This window comes from Paracoccus sp. 22332 (assembly GCF_052045125.1).
Classification (GTDB): domain Bacteria; phylum Pseudomonadota; class Alphaproteobacteria; order Rhodobacterales; family Rhodobacteraceae; genus Paracoccus; species Paracoccus haematequi_A.
On sequence record NZ_JBQEOI010000012.1, the window covers coordinates 1 to 16,747 of the forward strand.

Annotated in this window: 16 protein-coding genes and 1 pseudogene; 6 read left to right on the forward strand and 11 right to left on the reverse strand. The window is 68.0% G+C overall.

Annotated features, from left to right (window positions below):
- On the forward strand, nucleotides 1-355 hold a 355-nt coding region (locus tag ACTJI6_RS13450; protein ID WP_440801365.1), incomplete at its 5' end, for an IS30 family transposase.
- A gap of 118 nt (nucleotides 356-473) precedes the next feature.
- Nucleotides 474-1,560: pseudogene (locus tag ACTJI6_RS13455) on the forward strand (IS30 family transposase).
- Between the two features lie 17 nt (nucleotides 1,561-1,577).
- Here ACTJI6_RS13455 and ACTJI6_RS13460 read toward each other — a convergent pair.
- The 4 genes from ACTJI6_RS13460 to ACTJI6_RS13475 form a co-directional block, all read right to left on the reverse strand.
- A complete protein-coding gene (locus ACTJI6_RS13460; RefSeq protein WP_440801366.1) occupies nucleotides 1,578-2,321 on the reverse strand; it encodes a YebC/PmpR family DNA-binding transcriptional regulator in 744 nt (247 codons plus the stop codon).
- 147 nt (nucleotides 2,322-2,468) lie between these two features.
- Nucleotides 2,469-2,690: a hypothetical protein gene (locus ACTJI6_RS13465; protein ID WP_440801367.1), complete on the reverse strand. Its 222-nt coding sequence runs from the start codon at nucleotides 2,688-2,690 to the stop codon at nucleotides 2,469-2,471.
- 129 nt (nucleotides 2,691-2,819) lie between these two features.
- Nucleotides 2,820-4,598: an SLC13 family permease gene (locus ACTJI6_RS13470; protein ID WP_440801369.1), complete on the reverse strand. Its 1,779-nt coding sequence runs from the start codon at nucleotides 4,596-4,598 to the stop codon at nucleotides 2,820-2,822.
- A gap of 108 nt (nucleotides 4,599-4,706) precedes the next feature.
- Nucleotides 4,707-5,522, reverse strand: coding sequence for a TIGR00282 family metallophosphoesterase (locus ACTJI6_RS13475; protein WP_440801372.1), 816 nt, complete (start codon nucleotides 5,520-5,522; stop codon nucleotides 4,707-4,709).
- A 99-nt stretch (nucleotides 5,523-5,621) separates the two neighbouring features.
- Here ACTJI6_RS13475 and ACTJI6_RS13480 point away from each other — a divergent pair, with 99 nt between their 5' ends.
- Genes ACTJI6_RS13480 through ACTJI6_RS13490 form a run of 3 tightly spaced genes read left to right on the forward strand, consistent with a single transcriptional unit; the run spans nucleotide 5,622 to nucleotide 8,659 of the window.
- Complete coding sequence (locus tag ACTJI6_RS13480; RefSeq protein ID WP_440801373.1) at nucleotides 5,622-6,419, forward strand: 2-dehydro-3-deoxygalactonokinase; 798 nt, start codon at nucleotides 5,622-5,624, stop codon at nucleotides 6,417-6,419.
- Between the two features lie 60 nt (nucleotides 6,420-6,479).
- The gene (locus ACTJI6_RS13485) at nucleotides 6,480-7,889 is read left to right on the forward strand and encodes a dihydrolipoyl dehydrogenase (protein WP_440801376.1); all 1,410 of its coding nucleotides are present in this window, start codon (nucleotides 6,480-6,482) and stop codon (nucleotides 7,887-7,889) included.
- Complete coding sequence (locus ACTJI6_RS13490) at nucleotides 7,889-8,659, forward strand: hypothetical protein (RefSeq protein ID WP_440801378.1); 771 nt, start codon at nucleotides 7,889-7,891, stop codon at nucleotides 8,657-8,659. Before ACTJI6_RS13485 ends, ACTJI6_RS13490 begins: the two co-directional genes overlap by 1 nt.
- Here ACTJI6_RS13490 and ACTJI6_RS13495 read toward each other — a convergent pair.
- The gene (locus tag ACTJI6_RS13495) at nucleotides 8,656-9,519 is read right to left on the reverse strand and encodes an NAD(P)-dependent oxidoreductase (protein WP_440801381.1); all 864 of its coding nucleotides are present in this window, start codon (nucleotides 9,517-9,519) and stop codon (nucleotides 8,656-8,658) included. The two genes, ACTJI6_RS13490 and ACTJI6_RS13495, sit on opposite strands and share 4 nt — an antisense overlap.
- Nucleotides 9,520-9,674: 155 nt before the next feature.
- Here ACTJI6_RS13495 and ACTJI6_RS13500 point away from each other — a divergent pair, with 155 nt between their 5' ends.
- Nucleotides 9,675-12,101 (forward strand): penicillin acylase family protein, encoded by a 2,427-nt coding sequence (locus tag ACTJI6_RS13500; RefSeq protein WP_440801384.1) that lies wholly within the window; start codon nucleotides 9,675-9,677, stop codon nucleotides 12,099-12,101.
- Here ACTJI6_RS13500 and ACTJI6_RS13505 read toward each other — a convergent pair.
- The 6 genes from ACTJI6_RS13505 to rmuC form a co-directional block, all read right to left on the reverse strand.
- On the reverse strand, nucleotides 12,090-12,605 hold the full coding sequence (locus ACTJI6_RS13505) for a zinc-binding dehydrogenase (RefSeq protein WP_440801385.1): 516 nt from the start codon (nucleotides 12,603-12,605) through the stop codon (nucleotides 12,090-12,092). The genes ACTJI6_RS13500 and ACTJI6_RS13505 overlap by 12 nt on opposite strands.
- A gap of 36 nt (nucleotides 12,606-12,641) precedes the next feature.
- Entirely contained in the window at nucleotides 12,642-13,220 is a 579-nt protein-coding gene (locus ACTJI6_RS13510; RefSeq protein WP_440801388.1) for an alcohol dehydrogenase catalytic domain-containing protein, read from the reverse strand.
- Nucleotides 13,217-14,206, reverse strand: a complete 990-nt coding sequence (gene ribD, locus ACTJI6_RS13515) for a bifunctional diaminohydroxyphosphoribosylaminopyrimidine deaminase/5-amino-6-(5-phosphoribosylamino)uracil reductase RibD (protein WP_440801487.1) — start codon at nucleotides 14,204-14,206, stop codon at nucleotides 13,217-13,219. The genes ACTJI6_RS13510 and ribD overlap by 4 nt, the downstream gene beginning before the upstream one ends.
- 29 nt (nucleotides 14,207-14,235) lie before the next feature.
- Nucleotides 14,236-14,700 carry a transcriptional regulator NrdR gene (gene nrdR, locus ACTJI6_RS13520; protein WP_126155129.1) on the reverse strand — a complete coding sequence of 155 codons (465 nt, stop codon included), beginning with the start codon at nucleotides 14,698-14,700 and terminating at the stop codon, nucleotides 14,236-14,238.
- A gap of 120 nt (nucleotides 14,701-14,820) precedes the next feature.
- On the reverse strand, nucleotides 14,821-15,243 hold the full coding sequence (locus ACTJI6_RS13525) for a secondary thiamine-phosphate synthase enzyme YjbQ (RefSeq protein WP_440801389.1): 423 nt from the start codon (nucleotides 15,241-15,243) through the stop codon (nucleotides 14,821-14,823).
- On the reverse strand, nucleotides 15,240-16,670 hold the full coding sequence (gene rmuC, locus ACTJI6_RS13530) for a DNA recombination protein RmuC (RefSeq protein WP_440801391.1): 1,431 nt from the start codon (nucleotides 16,668-16,670) through the stop codon (nucleotides 15,240-15,242). Before rmuC ends, ACTJI6_RS13525 begins: the two co-directional genes overlap by 4 nt.
- Nucleotides 16,671-16,747 lie beyond the last annotated feature (77 nt).

Below are 16,747 nucleotides of genomic sequence, written 5' to 3' on the forward strand. Positions count from 1 at the left end.
TCGGCCCCTCATGAACCGTCTGATTCATGAGATGTCACCCCTGCCCGCCGAGGCGCGGCGCTCGATCACCTTTGACCGCGGCCTGGAGTTCGTGGCCTGGCGCGAGCTGGAGAGTGGCATGGGCACGAAGGCGTGGTTCTGCGATCCGCAGGCGCCTTGGCAAAAAGGCTCGGTCGAGAACATGAACAGGCGGCTCCGTCGCTACCTGCCCCGAGACACCGCTGTGTTGCAGCTGACGCCTCGTTCGATGAGAATGATGTGTCAGCGCCTGAACGCCACGCCCCGGAAGTGCCTGGGCTACCGGACACCCATCGAAGCGTTTCGAGATGAACTGATAAGACTGGAGGCACCATGACAAACCCTGCCCCGCAGGACTGGTGCATTCAGAATGGAGCCTGCAGGAGGGCACGCGCTATCCTGAAATGCGACTTTCTGTGCTCAACAATGGGTTGAGCCATGAAAGGATCATAGGAATGAAGGTTCGGTTTTCCCACCTTTCCCTTTCGGAACGCCGCAAGATTGAACGCTGGCGGCAGATGAGGCTGAGCCCTGACGAGATGGCGCGCAGGCTTGGCCGGCACCGCTCGACGATCTTCCGCGAGCTGCGCCGCAATCATTTCCACGACAGCGAGATTCCAAAGCTCAGCGGCTACTGGTGCGTTGTGGCGCAAAGCTATTCGGATGGAAGACGGACCCGGCAGCGCAAGCTGGTGCGGGATCCCGGGCTGCGTGACCAGGTCGAGCGTTGTCTCCGCTCTGGCTGGACCCCCGAGCAGATCGCCGGCCGGATGCGCTATGAAGGTGCCCCGCGCCGGGTCTGCCAGGAGACCATCTATTGCCACATCTATTCCGAGGAGGGTCGCCGGGCTGAGTTGTGGCGCCACCTGCCCTCCGGGCGCCGACGTCGCCGGGGTTACCGGCCGCGCAAACGACCGCCGCCGAAATTCGCACCGGAACTCAGCATTTTGTTCCGCCCGGACGTCATCGCGCATCGCAAGCAGTTCGGTCACTGGGGTGAGACAGGACCGTCGCGCCTGATGGCGCGGCGAAAGCCTGTCGAACGATCTGGTGCTGTTCCGGCAGAAGTACGGCCCTGCCAATGTCACCACGATGATCGAGCGCACCAGCCGCTTCCTGGTCGCGCTGAAGAACGCCGAGAAGCGCACCAAGCCGATCATGGCGCAGATCGCTCAAGCCCTGACGCCCCTGCCCCGACATGCCTGCCGGTCCATCACCTTCGACCGCGGATCGGAATTCATCGACTGGCCCCGTCTGCAAGCCGAGGTGGGCACGCAGACATGGTTTTGTGAGGCGCAGTCACCCTGGCAGAAATGTGCCGTGGAGAACGCCAACAAACGGCTCAGACGCTGGCTCTGTCGCGACACTGATCCGAACACGCTTCCTCAGGAGGAACTCCGTCAACTCTGCGCGGGCCTGAATGCCACGCCGCGCAAGTGCCTGGGCTTCCGCACCCCTGCCGAGGTGTTCAAGGCCAACCTGCTCGGCCGCGGCCACAGACGCGAGAAACTCTCCCGGCAACCATTGTCGCATTTGGGCTAGCGCGTCCAGTCGCCCCCCTATAATTGCGCGGCGACCGCCTCGGTCAGGTCGAAATTGCCGGTGACGTTCTGCACGTCGTCGTCGTCTTCCAAGGCGTCGATCAGCTTCATCAGCTTCTGCGCCGTTTCCAGATCGGTGATCTCGGTCGGGGACTGGGGCTTCCAGATCAGCTTCGCGGTCTGGGATTCGCCCAAGGTTGTCTCCAGCGCGGTCGACACCTCGTTCAGGGCGGTGTCGGCGCAATAGATCCAGTGGCCTTCCTCGTCGGTTTCCACGTCGTCGGCCCCCGCCTCGATGGCGGCCTCCATCACCGCGTCGGAATCGCCCGCCGACAGGGGATACATGATCTCTCCCACCCGGTCGAACATGAAGCTGACCGAACCCGTCTGGCCCAGGTCGCCGCCCGCCTTGGTGAAATAGCTGCGCACGTTCGAGGCGGTGCGGTTGCGGTTGTCGGTCATTGCCTCGACCACCAGGGCGATGCCGTTCGGGCCATAGCCCTCGTAGCGGATCTCCTCATAGTTCTCGGCGTCGCCGCCGCTGGCCTTCTTGATGGCGCGGTCGATCACGTCCTTGGGGCAGGAATTCGACTTGGCCTCTTTCACTGCCAGGCGCAGGCGGGGGTTCTTGTCGGGATCGGGATCGCCCATCTTGGCGGCAACGGTGATTTCCTTGGCCAGCTTGGAAAACAGCTTGGATCGCGCGGCGTCCTGACGCCCCTTGCGATGCTGGATATTGGCCCATTTGGAATGGCCTGCCATGATCGGTCGTCCTTCGCAGTTCAGAAATTCCGGATAGGCGCGCTTTTAGTCCAGCCCGCCCATCCCTCGCAAGACATCACGCGGTAAATGCGAAAGCGCCCGATCCCCCTGGGGGCGGGCGCTGCGCAAAGGATCCGGCGGCGCATCTTAGAGAATGGCCGACACACCCATGATGCGGCGGATTTCGCCGTCGCGGGTCAGACCGCGCGCGGCAAGCTGGGCGTCGCTCACCAGGCGCAGACGCTCAAGCGCGCGGTAGCGGGAACTGGATTCGGCGATCAGCACAAGGAATCGGCCGATGGCGGCAAGCGGAGTGGTCAGGACGGCCCAGGAAAGGCCCCGCGGCGTGTCGATGGTCGTGTTGGCCATGTGGAAACCCTTTCGTGCAACACAAAATGCTTCCTCCCCGCCCGTCCATATTGCCGTCGCATCGGCATTGCACAACGCCCAATGCTGCATGGCAGCATTGCGGGACGGGCAGGCCCGGTTAATCCGGCCTCAAAGCGGCCAAAACAGCGGGATCACCAGGCAGGCGACGATGCCGCAGATGATGTCCAGCGGCACGCCGACACGGACGAAATCGCTGAAGCGATAGCCGCCGGGGCCGTAGACCATCATATGCGTCTGGTATCCGATGGGCGTGGCAAAGGCCACCGTGGCCGAGAACATCACCGCCACGACATAGGCGCGCGGATCATGGCCCAGCGACTGCGCCAGCGCGATGGCGATGGGTGTCAGCAGCACGGCGACCGCGTTGTTCGACAGGATCTCGGTCATCACCAGACCCAGGAAATAGATCGCGATCAGGGTGGCGAAGGGCGGCAGGTCGCGCAGCCAGGGGGTGACGAAATCCACGATCAGCGCGACCGTGCCGGTATGTTCCAGCGCCTCGCCCACCGCGAGCATGGCGAAGATCATCGCCATCAGCCGCGCGTCGATGAAGCCGAAGGCTTCCTCGGCGTCGATGCAGCGGGTCAGCAGGATCACCGCCGCCGCCAGGAAGGACAGCACCATGATCGGCGCCACGTCCAGGGCGGCCAGCGTCACCACCGACAGCAGGCACAGGATGGCGATGGGCGCGCGTTCCCGCCGATAGGCGCGGGCGGCGGGGCGGGACACGTCGACCAGCCCCATGTCGGCGGCCAGCCGGGCGATATCCTCGGGCGCGCCCTCTAGCAGCAGCGTATCGCCCACGCGCACGACCAGGTCGTCAAGCTGGCGTCCCAGGTTCTGGTCGCGCCGATGCGCCGCCAGGACATAGATGCCATAGCGGCGGCGCAGGCGCATGTCGCCAAGCCGCCGTCCGATCAGATGCGCGCCGGGCGAAATCAGAACCTCGACCGTATCCGTCGCGACCGAACTGAGCTTGTCCGCCGCTTGCAGGTTCTTGTTCCCCAGAAGCTCCAGCAGATCCACCATTTCCGACCGCAGCACCACGCGGTCGCCGGGTTCCAGCACGACGCTGGACAGGTCGCGGCGCAGCGATGCGTCGCCGCGCAGCACGTCGATCAGCCGCACCGCGTCGCGCTTGAACAGCGCCACCTCGACCGCCTTCTGGCCGACCAGGGACGAATCCTGCGGGATCGCCAGTTCGGTGAAATATTTCATCTCCCGCCGCGCGCCCAGAAACCCCGCCAGAGAGGTCCGGTCGGGCAGCAGCTTGCGCCCCAGCAGCGCGAAATAGGCAATGCCCGCCAGGGTGATGGCGATGCCGACCGGGGCGATTTCGAAGATCGTGAACGGCTCCATCCCCTGTTCGCGCGCCACCCCGTCGACCAGCAGGTTGGTCGATGTGCCGATCAGCGTGATCATGCCCCCCATGATCGTAAAATAGCTAAGCGGCATCAGCAGCTTGGACGGAGAGACGTTCAGCCGCCGGGCAAGCTGGATGCAGATCGGGATCATCACCGCCACCACGGGCGTGTTGTTCATCACGGCGGATGCCACGATCACGAAGCCGAACAGCGCACAGACCGTCAATGCGGGGTTGGTTGCCGCGCGCGCCGTGACGATGCGCGACATCATCTCCAACGCGCCGGTGCGCAGCAGCCCGCCCATGATCAGGAACATGAAGGCGATGGTCCAGGGGGCGGAATTCGACAGCACGCCCGCCGCGTCGTCGGCGGGCAGCAGGCCCAGGACCAGCATCGAGGCGGCGGAACCGATGGCCACGACCTCGGGCGGCTGCTTTTCGCGGATGAACTGGACAAAGGTGATCGTCACGATGACCAGCATGGCGATCGAGGCGTTCGTTCCGGTCAGGTCAAATCCAAGCATGAGGCCCCTGTCGCCGGGCGCCTGTCAGCGGCGGCGCCAAGGGCGAGATAGAATTGTTTTCCCTGCCACCGCAAGCACAAGCGACGATCTTCTACAGGACGGGGGCTTCTATGCGGCGGGCGACTGGGCCAGCCGTCCGCCGTCGCGCACGGCGTCGATGGCGGAGGCGCGGCCGGTGCGGTCGTCGGTGACGATCAGGGCGCCGCACAGCGTCGCCTCGCCTTCCGCCGGGGTGAAGCGGTCGCGGGTCATGCCGGTGATGAAGCGGCGCAGCGGTTCGGTCTTGTCCATGCCGATCACGCTGTCATAGTCGCCGCACATCCCGGCATCCGACTGGAACGCGGTGCCGCGCGGCAGGATCTGGGCGTCGGCGGTCGGCACATGGGTATGGGTGCCCAGCACCGCGCTGGCGCGGCCGTCGCAGAAATGGCCCGTGGCCATCTTCTCGCTGGTTGCCTCGGCATGGATGTCGACCAGCGACGCCTGCACCATGCCGCCCGGCGGATGGGCGCGCAGCACAGCGTCCAGGGCCGAGAACGGGTCGTCATAGGGCCGCGACATGAACACCTGCCCCAGGGCCTGCGTGACCAGCAGCTTGCGCCCGCGCGCATCGCTGATAATGGCGCTGCCCCGGCCGGGGGCCTCTTTCGCGAAATTCAGGGGACGGACGATACGGGGTTCGCGGTCGATGAAGGCCAGCATGTCCTTCTGGTCGAAGGCGTGGTCGCCCAACGTCAGGCAATCCGCGCCCGATTCCAGCAGCAGTTGCGCATGGCCCGCCGTGCAGCCCCGCCCGCCGCTGGCGTTTTCGGCATTCACCACCACAAGGTCGGCCTTAAGCCGCGCCCGCAGCGGGGCCAGCCGCTCTACGATCGCGCGCCGCCCGGCCCGCCCCATCACATCGCCAAGAAAAAGTATCCGCATGACGGGTCGTTACGCCCATGCCCGCGGCGGTTCAAGCGCCGTCTCTGGACAGGATGCGGCGGGACCATCATTTTGCGCGTCGTCGGAATGGAGGCGCGGATGGATTGGGCGGCGGTCGAATGGGCGGATGGAGAATTGCGGCTGTGGCACGACGGCCAGACCCTTGCCGCGCCCTGCACCGAGGATCCGGCCGCCGCGCTGCGTGGCCTGCTGCTGCCGATGCTGGCGCCGGGCCGGGTTCTGACGGTGATCGCCTCGGGCTGGCCGGGGGTCGATCCGATCCGCGTTCCCTGCCGTCCGGTTCAGCCCGCACCGGCCCGCGACCTGGATCCGCAGATCCGCCTGCACCCCCTGCCCGGCCTGGTCCAAGACCACCCCGCTGATCTGATCGTCGGCCCCGTGCCCCGGATCGGGGGCCTGCTGGCCGCCCGGCCGGATTTCGACGGCGTGCTGTGCCTGCCGGGCCGCCCCTCGGCCTGGGTGCAGATCAGCGCGTCCGAGGTTGTCAGCTTCCGCACTTTCCTGACGGCCGAGATCCTGTCGGCCCTGACCCCTCGGGACGACGTGACCGCCGATGCGGGCTTTGTCGATGCCGTTGCCCAGGCCATGTCGCGCCCGGCGGCCCTGGCAGCCGAACTGTCGTCGGTCCGCGCCGACCTTGCTTTGCGCCGGATCGGCCCGGCCACCGCCAAGGCCCGGATCGCAGGACTGCTGATCGGCGCCGAACTGGCCGCCGCCCGGCCCTGGTGGCTGGGCCAGAATCTGGTGGTCATGGGCGACGGGTGGCTTGCCGACTGTTATGACGCCGCCTTGGCGGCGCAGGGCGTGGTCGCGGAACGCGCCGATCCCGCCCAGGCCTGGCTGGCGGGAATGACAGCGGCGCGGCAGGCGATCTAGCCGCGACGGAACCCCTGCCCCGGTCCGTGGTTCTGTTGCGGACACCAGCGAGAGACGACGATGACCGACACCAGTGCCGATCTGACCTGCGACGTGGCGATCATCGGCGCGGGCACGGCCGGGCTTGCGGCGGAACGCGCCGCGCGTCGGGCGGGCGCGCGCACGCTGTTGATCGACGACGGTTTCGGCGGCACGTTGTGCGCGACGACCGGCTGCATGCCGTCGAAGCTGCTGATCGCTGCGGCCCGGTCCCATGCCGATCTGGACAAGGCGCGGCTGATGGGGATCGACATTCCGGCGGCCCAGGTGGATGGAAGCCGCGTGATGCAGCGACTGCGCGCCGAGCGCGACCGTTTCGCGGCGGCCACGCGCAAGGGCTTCGAGGACATCCCCGACGGCATCCGCATCGATTCGCGGGCGCGTTTCGCGGCCCCCGACCGGCTGGAGCTGGGCGACGGCAGGCAGGTCGCGGCGCGCGCGGTGGTGATCGCCACGGGATCCCGGCCAGTGATTCCCCGCGCGTACCGCGATCTCGGCCCCCGGGTGATGACCAACGAGACGATCTTCGAGATGCAGGATCTGCCTGCCAGCATGGCTGTGATCGGCGCCGGTCCCCTGGGCGCGGAACTGGCCCAGGCCTTCGCGCGGCTGCGGGTGCGGGTCGCGCTGTTCGACGAGGGCGACCGGCTGGCCAAGATCCGCTGCGATCGGATCCACGAGGTGTTTCGCGATGTTTACAGTCGGGATGTCGCGCTGCATCTGGGCTGCGCGCCGGAACCGCAGGCGAAGGACGACGGGATCAGGCTGTCCTGGGACGGGCAGCATCAGGACTTTGACTGCGTGCTGGTGGCGACGGGGCGCGCGCCCAAGCTGGAAGGTCTGGACCTGGAAGCGGCCGGGCTGGCGACGGACGACAAGGGCGTGCCGGAATTCGACCGCAAGACCCTGCAATGCGGCAGCCGGGCGATCTTCATCGCGGGCGACGCCGATGCCGATGCCCCGGTCCTGCACGAGGCGTCGCTGGAAGGCGCCATCGCCGGGGCGAATGCCGCGCGGTATCCCGACATGACGCCAGCCGACCGTCCGCCCCTGTTCACGATCACCTTCACCGACCCGCCGGTCGCGGCCATCGGCGCGGGGCCGAAGGACTGCGCGCTGAACGGCTTTGCCGACTATTCGGACCAAGGCCGCGCGCGGATCGAGGCGGGCAACCAGGGAATGCTGCGCCTGGGCGCCGATGCGCAGGGAAGGCTGATCGGCGCGGATCTTGCGGTGCCCGGCGCCGACCATCTGGCCCATCTGCTGGTCGCGGCGATCATGAACGGCAGCACCGCGCGCGATCTTCTGGATGTGCCTTTCTATCACCCCACGCTTGAGGAAGGGTTGAAGCCCGCCCTGCGCCAGATCTGCAAGGCCGCAGGTCTGGAATTGTCCGCCGCCCGCGACAGCGGCAATCCTCCGGGGGCGTGATGGCGGATCGGGTGATCGACCTCGGCAACGGCTTCTGGAACATCCGCGGCACGCTGCGGATCGGCGGCGTGGTGAATGTCGGCACGCAGTCGTCGCTGGTGCGGCTGTCGTCGGGGGATTTCCTGTTCCTCGATTCCTATGGATTGCGGGATACGGTCGCCCGACAGGTCAGGGCGCTGACCGACGACGGGCGGGCGGTGCGGGCGATTCTGAACCTGCATCCGTTCCACACGATCCATTGCGAGACGATGCACCGGATGTTCCCCCAGGCGCTGCTGTTCGGGTCGGATCGCCACCGCCGGACATGGCCTGCCCTGCCCTGGCAGCCCGACGCGGTCGAATCCGCCCAGGTCGCGGGCCGGTTTCCCGACCTGCGCTTTTCCCTGCCCGAGGGGATCGACTATATCTGCCAGAACGAGCGCGTCCATGCGGGGTCGCTGCTGGCCTATCACCCGGCCAGCGGCAGCCTGCATGTCGACGACACGCTGAACGTCCTGCCGATCCCCGGCCTGCTGCGGCGGCTTCTGCGGCTGCCGCGCCTGACCTTTCACCCGACCCTGGGCCAGGCCTTGCAGGACCGTCCCGGCGCGGCGCGGGATTTCCGCGCCTGGGCCTTGCAGATCGCGAAGGAATGGCGCGACGCCCGCACCGTTTGCGCCGCCCATTCGGCGACGCTGGCGATCAGGCCCGGCAGCTTTCCCGATCATATCCGCCGCGCCCTGGACCGGGCGGAACCCGTCCTGAAACGGTTCGAGTCGAAGCGCGCCTAGCCAAGCCGCGCGATCAGGGACGAGGTGTCCCAGCGGCCCCCGCCCATCCGCTGCACGTCCTTGTAGAACTGATCGACCAGGGCGGTCACGGGCAGCGAGGCGCCCACCTCGTCCGCGGCAGCCAGGCAGATCGCCAGATCCTTGCGCATCCAGTCCACCGCGAAACCGTGGTCGAACTGGCCCGCATCCATGGTCTTGTGGCGGTTGGCCATCTGCCAGCTTCCGGCGGCGCCCTGGCTGATCACCTCGACCACCTTTTCGACCTCCAGCCCCGACTTCTTGGCGAAGGCCAGCGATTCCGACAGCGCCTGGACCAGACCGGCGATGGCGATCTGGTTGCACATCTTGGTGATCTGGCCCGCGCCGACATCGCCCATCCGGCGGCAGATCCGGGCATAGGCGTCGATCACCGGGGCGGCCGCATCGAAATCGGCCCCGGATCCGCCGCACATGACGGAAAGCTGGCCGTTCTCGGCCCCCGCCTGCCCGCCCGATACCGGCGCGTCCACATAGCCCAACCCCATATCCCGCGCCGCCTGAGCCAGTTCGCGGGTCACGGCGGCGGATACCGTGGTGTGATCGACAAAGATCGCGCCCGGCTGCATCCCGGCGAAGGCGCCGTCGGGACCAAGGCAGACCTGGCGCAGGTCGTCGTCATTGCCCACGCAGCACAGCACGAATTCCGCGCCCTCGGCCGCCTGGCGCGGGGTTTCCGCCCAAGCGCCGCCATGCCGGGCCACCCAGTCGCCGGCCTTGGAACGGGTGCGGTTGAACACCGTCACATCGTGCCCTGCGGCCTTCAGATGCCCCGCCATCGGCGCGCCCATGACGCCCAGTCCCAGAAATGCCAGCTTAGCCATTCGTCCCTCGATTGTCGCACATGACGCGGGCAGCCGTGCGTTGAACTGGCGCCGCGCCTGAATTATGCAGCACCCCAACACTCCCGCGCGCCATGGTCAAGCGCGCAGGCCCCCGAAGGACAGGCAGCGGACCAGCCCATGGATCATCTTCCGACATGCTGACCCTTTTCCGCTGGCTTCTGCGGCTGACCGTCGGGCTGATCGTGCTGCTGGTCGTGGCGGCGATCCTGGCCTGGTATTTCGCCGTGCGGTCGCTGCCCGACTATAACGCCACGCTGCGCGTCCAGGGCATTTCCGCCCCGGTCGAGATCGTGCGCACCACCGAGAACGTGCCCCATATCTTCGGCCAGACGGACGAGGACGTGTTCTTCGCCCTGGGCCTGGCCCATGCCCAGGACCGGCTGTTCCAGATGACGCTGCTGCGCCGCGCGGCCCAGGGCCGCCTGTCCGAGGTCTATGGCGCGGGCGCCTTCCCCGCCGACGACCTGGCGCGGCGGCTGGAACTGTATCGCAACGCCGCCGCGTCGGTCGAATCCCAGGATCAGGCCACCCAGGCCGCGCTGCGCGCCTATTCCGAGGGCGTTAACCAGTGGATCGCGCAGATCAACAAAGGCGCGTTGGGCCGGGGCGCGCCGGAATTCTTCGTCCTGCCCCAAGAGATCGCCTATTGGCAGCCCGCCGATTCGCTGGCGATCCTGAAGCTTCTGGCCGCCGCCACCAGCAATTCGGCGGCCGAGGAGATCCTGCGCGCCCGCCTGTCGCTGACCTGGCCCGACCGGGGAACCGAGGTGCTGACGGGCGAAGGCAGCGCCGCCCTGCCCCGCTATGCCGACCTGTTCCCCGGCGCGCGCCTCGCCCCGCCCGAGGCGCGGCGGGGTGATCCGCCGGCCCGCGACGCCGCCGGGTTCCTGCGCCCCAACCAGGGACTTGGTGCCAATGCTTTCGCGGCCGGGGCCGACCGCACGGCGGCGGGCGGCGCGCTGCTGGCCAACGATCCCCAAGGCCCGCTGATCGCGCCGTCGTTGTATTACCTGGCGCGGCTGCAACTGACGCCGGGCGGGGTGATCGGGGCAACGATACCGGGGCTGCCAGTGATCTTTTCCGGGCGCAATCCGCAACTGGCATGGGGCATTGCCCCGGCCGCCGTCGACGACGCGGACATCGCCATCGAGGAGGTCCAGCCCGGCCAGGCCGACCGCTATCGCGGCGCGGAAGGCTGGACCGAATTCGCCACCCGGCGCGAGGTGATCCGCGTCCTGGACGAACCGGCGCGCGCCGTCGTTCTGCGCAGCACCCGCAACGGACCCCTGGTGCCGCTGCTGGATCCGGGGCTGGCCGATGTCACTCCGCTGGGATATGTGCCCGCGTTGCGATGGACCGGGCTGTCGGCCACCGACACCACCATGTCGGCGCTGATCGGGCTGATGCGCGCCACCGATGCCGACAGCGCCGCCACTGCGCTTGGCCGGGTGGTCGCACCCGCGATGGCGGTCACGCTGGCCGATACCGACGGCATCCGACAGGTGACGGTCGGCGCGCTGCCGCAGCGCTCGGCCAACCATCCGACCGGGGGCGCGATGCCGGTTCCGGGCTGGCTGCCCGAAGGCGAATGGTCCGGGCTGGTGCCCGTCACCCAAGACAGCCCCACCCCCGGCAACCTGGCGCTCGCGACCGAGGAACGCGGCCCCCTGGCCCTGCGCCGCGCGCGGCTGTCGCATCTGCTGAACGACCGAGAGGTTCATTCCCGCGACAGCTTCATCGCCGCCCAGCTGGATATCGTCAGCCCCGCCGCGCGCGCGCTGCTGCCCCTGGTCGGGGCCGATCTGTGGTTCACGGGCGAACCCGCCGCCCCCGGCACGCCCGACCGGCAGCGTCAGGACGCGCTGAACCTGCTGGCCGAATGGGACGGCGCCATGAGCGAGCATCTGCCCGAGCCGCTGATCTATTCCGCTTGGATGGCCGCGCTGCAAGACCGCCTGATCCGGGACGAGCTTGGCCCCCTTGCCGACGACATCCGCAGCCTGCATCCCGGTTTCATCGATTCGGTCTTTCGCAACCGCAACGGCGCAGCAGCCTGGTGCGACATCGTGCAAAGCGCCCCGGTCGAGGATTGCACGACCATCGCCCGGCAGGCCTTGGACCGCGCGATCCTGGATTTGACGCAGCGCTTCGGTCCCGACGTGACAAGCTGGCGGTGGGGCGACGCGCATCAGGCGCGCCATGTCCATCCGGGCCTGGGCCGGATCCCGGCGCTTGGCTGGATCGTGAACCTGTCGCAGTCGATTTCCGGCGGCGCCTTCACCGTGTCCCATACGGGGATGCTGGGCGCCGGTCCCGATCCGTTCGAGGCCGCGACGGGTCCGGGCTATCGCGGCGTCTATGATCTGGCCGATCCCGACAGTTCGGTCTTCGTCATCTCGACCGGGCAGTCCGGGCACCCGCTGTCGCGCCATTACGACGATCTGGCGGGGCTGTGGCGCCGGGGCGAATATATCGGCATGTCGCTGGATCCGGGGCTGGCCCGCGCGGCTGCCACCGGCATCACCCGCCTGGAACCCTGGGTCGGGCCGTCAGTCGAATAGGACGACCTGGCGGATCGCCTCGCCCCGGTCCAGCAGGTCGAACCCTTCGTTGATCCGGTCCAGCGTCAGAGTACGGGTCAGCAGGCGGTTCACCGGCAGAATTCCCGCGCGATACATGCGGATGACGCGGGGAATGTCGCGCTGCGGCACGCAGGATCCCATATAGCTGCCCTTAACGGTTCGTTCATCGGCCACGATGTTCACGGCCGGGATGCGGAATTCGGCCGTAGGCGCGGCAAGCCCCGCCGTCACCGTCTGCCCGCCGCGCCGGGTGATCTTGTAGGCAAGCTCGAAGGCGGGGGCAGCGCCCGCCAGTTCCACCGCATGATCCACGCCGCCGCCGGTTTCCGCACGGATCCGGTCGGCGACCCCTGGTTCCGCGGCATCATAGACGCGCGTCGCGCCCAGGTCTCGGGCCAAGGCCAGCTTGTCGGCGGACAGATCGACCGCCACGATCTCGGTCGCGCCCGCCGCGACGGCGCCCAGAAGCGCGGCCAGCCCCACGCCGCCCAGACCGACGATGGCGACGCTGTGACCGGGCTAAACGCGGCAGGTGTTCAGGATCGCGCCGACGCCCGTCTGCACCGCGCAGCCGAACAGCGCCAGTTCGGCAAAGGGGATGTCGTCCGCATCCACCCGCACCACCGAATGGCGCGACACCACCGCATGATCGGCATAGGCCGACACGCCGCAATGGTGATGCACGTCGCTGCCCCCGTCATGCAGCCGCATCGTCCCGGACATCAGCACGCCCTTGCCGTTCGCCTCGGCGCCCGGAATGCACAGGGCGGGACGCCCTTCCGCGCAGGGCAGGCAGGCGCCGCAGGTCGGCTGGAAGGTCATCACCACGCGGTCACCCGGCGCCAGATCGCGGATCGCCGCACCGATTTGCACCACGGTGCCCGCCGCCTCGTGCCCCAGGACCATCGGCACAGGGCGCGGACGATTGCCGTTGATTACCGACAGATCGGAATGGCACAGACCCGCCGCGCCGATCCTGACCAGAACCTCCTCGGGACCGGGGGGATCCAGGTCCAGTTCCCGGATCCGCAAGGGGCGGCTTTCCGCAAAGGGCGCGGCGGCGGGCGAGGCTGTCAGCACGGCGGCGCGGATTTTCATGCGTCTCTCCTTTCGGCGGTCCAGCGGTGGAACAGGTCGGCCCCCAGCCGCCGGGTTTCGGCCAGTCGGAACCTGGGCGCATCGGCCAGCCGGGCCAGGTCCAGCGTCCCTACCGCAGCCCGTCCGTCGCCGCCCAGCACCACCCCGGCGGTATAGCCGATGATCTGATCGACCAGCCCCGCGCGCAGCAGCGACGCGGCCAGCCCGCCGCCCCCCTCGCAGAACAGACGGGTGATGCCGTGCTGCGCAAGCCGGGTCAGCGCGTCTTGCGGCGGGGCGTCGATCTGGATCATCGGTCCGTGCATCGGCCCTTCGGGCGGCAGATCGGCAATCGGGCGAGAGGTCATGACCACCCGCAGCGGCTGCCGCGGCGTGGCGATCCCACGGACATTGAGCGACGGCCGATCGGCGCGGGCGGTATTGCCGCCCACCATGATCGCATCATGCTGGCCGCGCAGCAGATGGACATGCAGCCGAGCCTGCGGGCCGGTGATCCATTGGCTTTCGCCGGAAGCCGTGGCGATGCGGCCGTCAAAGCTGGTCGCCAGCTTCAGCGTCACGAAGGGCCGCCCCGCCAGGATGCGGGACAGGAAACCGGCCTGCAACTCCTGCGCCTCGGCCTGACGGACGCCCTCGGTCACGGCCATCCCGGCGTCCCGCAGGATCCGATGCCCCCGCCCGGCCACGCGCGGATCGGGATCGGTCATCGCCGACACGACCCGCGCGATCCCCGCCGCCGCCAGCCCCTCGGCACAGGGGGGGGTCCGGCCATGATGGGCGCAGGGTTCAAGGGTGACATAGGCCGTCGCGCCCCGCGCCAGGGGACCGGCCTGATCCAGGGCCATCCGTTCGGCGTGGGGACGCCCGCCCGGCTGGGTCCAGCCCCGCCCTACCACGCGGCCGTCGCGCAGGATCACGCAGCCGACCGCCGGATTGGGCCAGACATTCCCCAGCCCCCGCCGCGCCAGCCGCAGCGCATGGGCCATGTGGCGCAGGTCGTCGGGCTGCGGCACGGTCAGTCGTTGCCGGGCATGGGGCGCAGTTCCGACACGAACTTGTCGAAATCGTCGGCGTCCTGGAAGTTCTTGTAGACGCTGGCGAAGCGCACATAGGCGACGTTGTCGATGCGCGACAGCGCCTCCATCACGATCTCGCCGATCATCTTGGACTGGATGTCGGTCTCGCCGGTGCTTTCCAGCCGCCGCACGATGCCGCTGATCATCTGTTCGATCCGCTCCGGCTCGACCGGGCGTTTCTGCATCGCGATGCGGATCGACCGGGCCATCTTGTCGCGGTCGAAATCCTCGCGCCGGCCGCTGGACTTCACGACCACCAGATCGCGCAGCTGCACCCGCTCATAGGTGGTGAAGCGCCCCCCGCAGGCAGGGCAGAACCGGCGGCGGCGGATGGCGACGTTATCCTCGGCCGGGCGCGAGTCCTTGACCTGCGTATCGACGTTTCCGCAAAACGGGCAGCGCATCCAGTTGTCCCCTTTGCCCTGAAAATCCCCAGCAGTATAAAAGATCGGCAGGAATTGGGTAGCACTATCCACAGGCCACAAGATGTTCTTCGGCTGGTCTGTGACCGGAATGCCGCGGGGTCAGGCGGGCTGGAACAGGGCCGCGATCTCTCGTCGGTGCGGGGCGCGGCGGTGTTCGACCAGATAGAGGCCCTGCCACGTTCCCAGCATCATCCGGCCGTCTGCCACGGGGATCTGCAAGCTGACCGGCAGGACCGCCGCCTTCAGATGGGCGGGCATGTCGTCGGGGCCTTCGTCGCGATGACGCAGCCAGGACATCGAGGGGTGATCGGCGGATGGGGCGATGCGGTCCAGCCAGCCCAGCAGATCGACCTGCACATCGGGATCGGCATTTTCCTGGATCAGCAGCGAACAAGAGGTGTGGCGCACCATCAGGGTCAGCAGCCCGTCCCCTGCCCCCCGGTCGGCCAGCCACCCTGCCACGTCGCGGGTGAAGTCATGACAGGCAGGACCGCGCGTCGAAATCGTGAAGATGCGGTTCATTCGGCGGCCTCGGGCGGTTCCAGGCGAAAGCCGTCGTCGCCGTCGTGACTGGTCTCGATGCGCTTCTGGGTGCGCGCGCCCAGTTCGCGCAGGATCTCGACCTGGCGGATCACGTTGCCGGATCCCCGGCACAGCCGGTCCATGGCCTGACCATGCGCCCGCCCCGCCTGATCCAGGGCGCGGCCCACGCCCTCCATCGAATCCACGAAGCCGGCCACCTTGTCGTAAAGCTGGCCCGCGCGCTTGGCGATCTCGGTCGCGTTGGCCTCGCGCCGCTCGACGGCCCAGATATGCTCGACGGTGCGCAGCGTCAGCATCAGGGTGGTGGGCGTCGTCAGGCCCACCCGCCGCTCCATCGCGAAGCTGGCCAGCGTCGGATCGGCGCGCAGCGCCTCGGAGAAGGCGCCTTCGATGGGGATGAACATCAGGACGTAATCGACCGAACCGTCGTCCATCCGGTGATAGCCCTTGTCGCCCAGGGTCACGACATGAGCGCGCAAGGCCGCGACATGGCGGCGCAGCGCGGCCTGCGCCTCGGCCGGATCCTCGGCATTGACCGAGGCTTCGTAATCGTTCAACGACACCTTGCTGTCGATCACCATGACCTTGGCGCGCGGCATCCTGACCACCACATCCGGGCGCCACCGCTTGCCGTCGTCGTCGGTCCAACTGGACTGGGTGTCGTAATGCGTGCCTGCGATCAGGCCCGAATCCTCCAGCAGGCGTTCCAGCACCATCTCGCCCCAGGCGCCCTGCCGCTGCTTGTCGCCCTTCAAGGCGCGGGTCAGATTCACCGCCTCGCGAGAGATATCCTCGGACCGCTGGTGCAGAAAGGCGATCTGTTCGCGCAGTCTTGCACCTTCTTCATCCAAGACCTTGTTTCTGGCCTGCAATTCGGTCTGGAAGCGATGCACCTGTTCGCGGAACGGATTCAACAGCGCGGACAATTGCTCGCCCTGTGCCTTCTGCATGTCCCCCTGTTGGGCGCGCAGAGTTTCCGCGGCCAGCAGCTTGAATTGCGCCGTCATATCAGCGCGCAATTCCCGCAGCGTCTGGATCTCGCGGGCCGCGGATTCGGCGTCCTTTTCGGCCCGCAGCCGCGCCTCGGCCAGTTCGGTCCGGGATGCGGACAGGGCTTGCCGGGCCTGATGCAGCGCGTCGGCCAGACCGTCGCGTTCCTCGGACAGTTCCGACAGGCGGGCGGACTGACCGTCCAGCCGGGCCTCGTGCTGGCCGGCGCGCAGGGCCAGGGCGCGCGCTTCCTCGCCCAGGGCGGCAAGCTGCGCTTCCAGATCGGCGGCGCGGCTTTCCACCAGCCGACGCGCCTTGGCCCAACCCGTCGCAAGCACCGTCAGGATCGCCAGGATCGCAACTGCCGCGATCAGCAGGATGCGAAGGGCGTCGGGGTCTTCAAGCAGGCTGGGCATCGGCTCTCCACGAACAACTGGCGATAGTGTTCATGGTTTGTGCCGAACTTGCAAGCCGGTTCGGCACATGGCCCCGC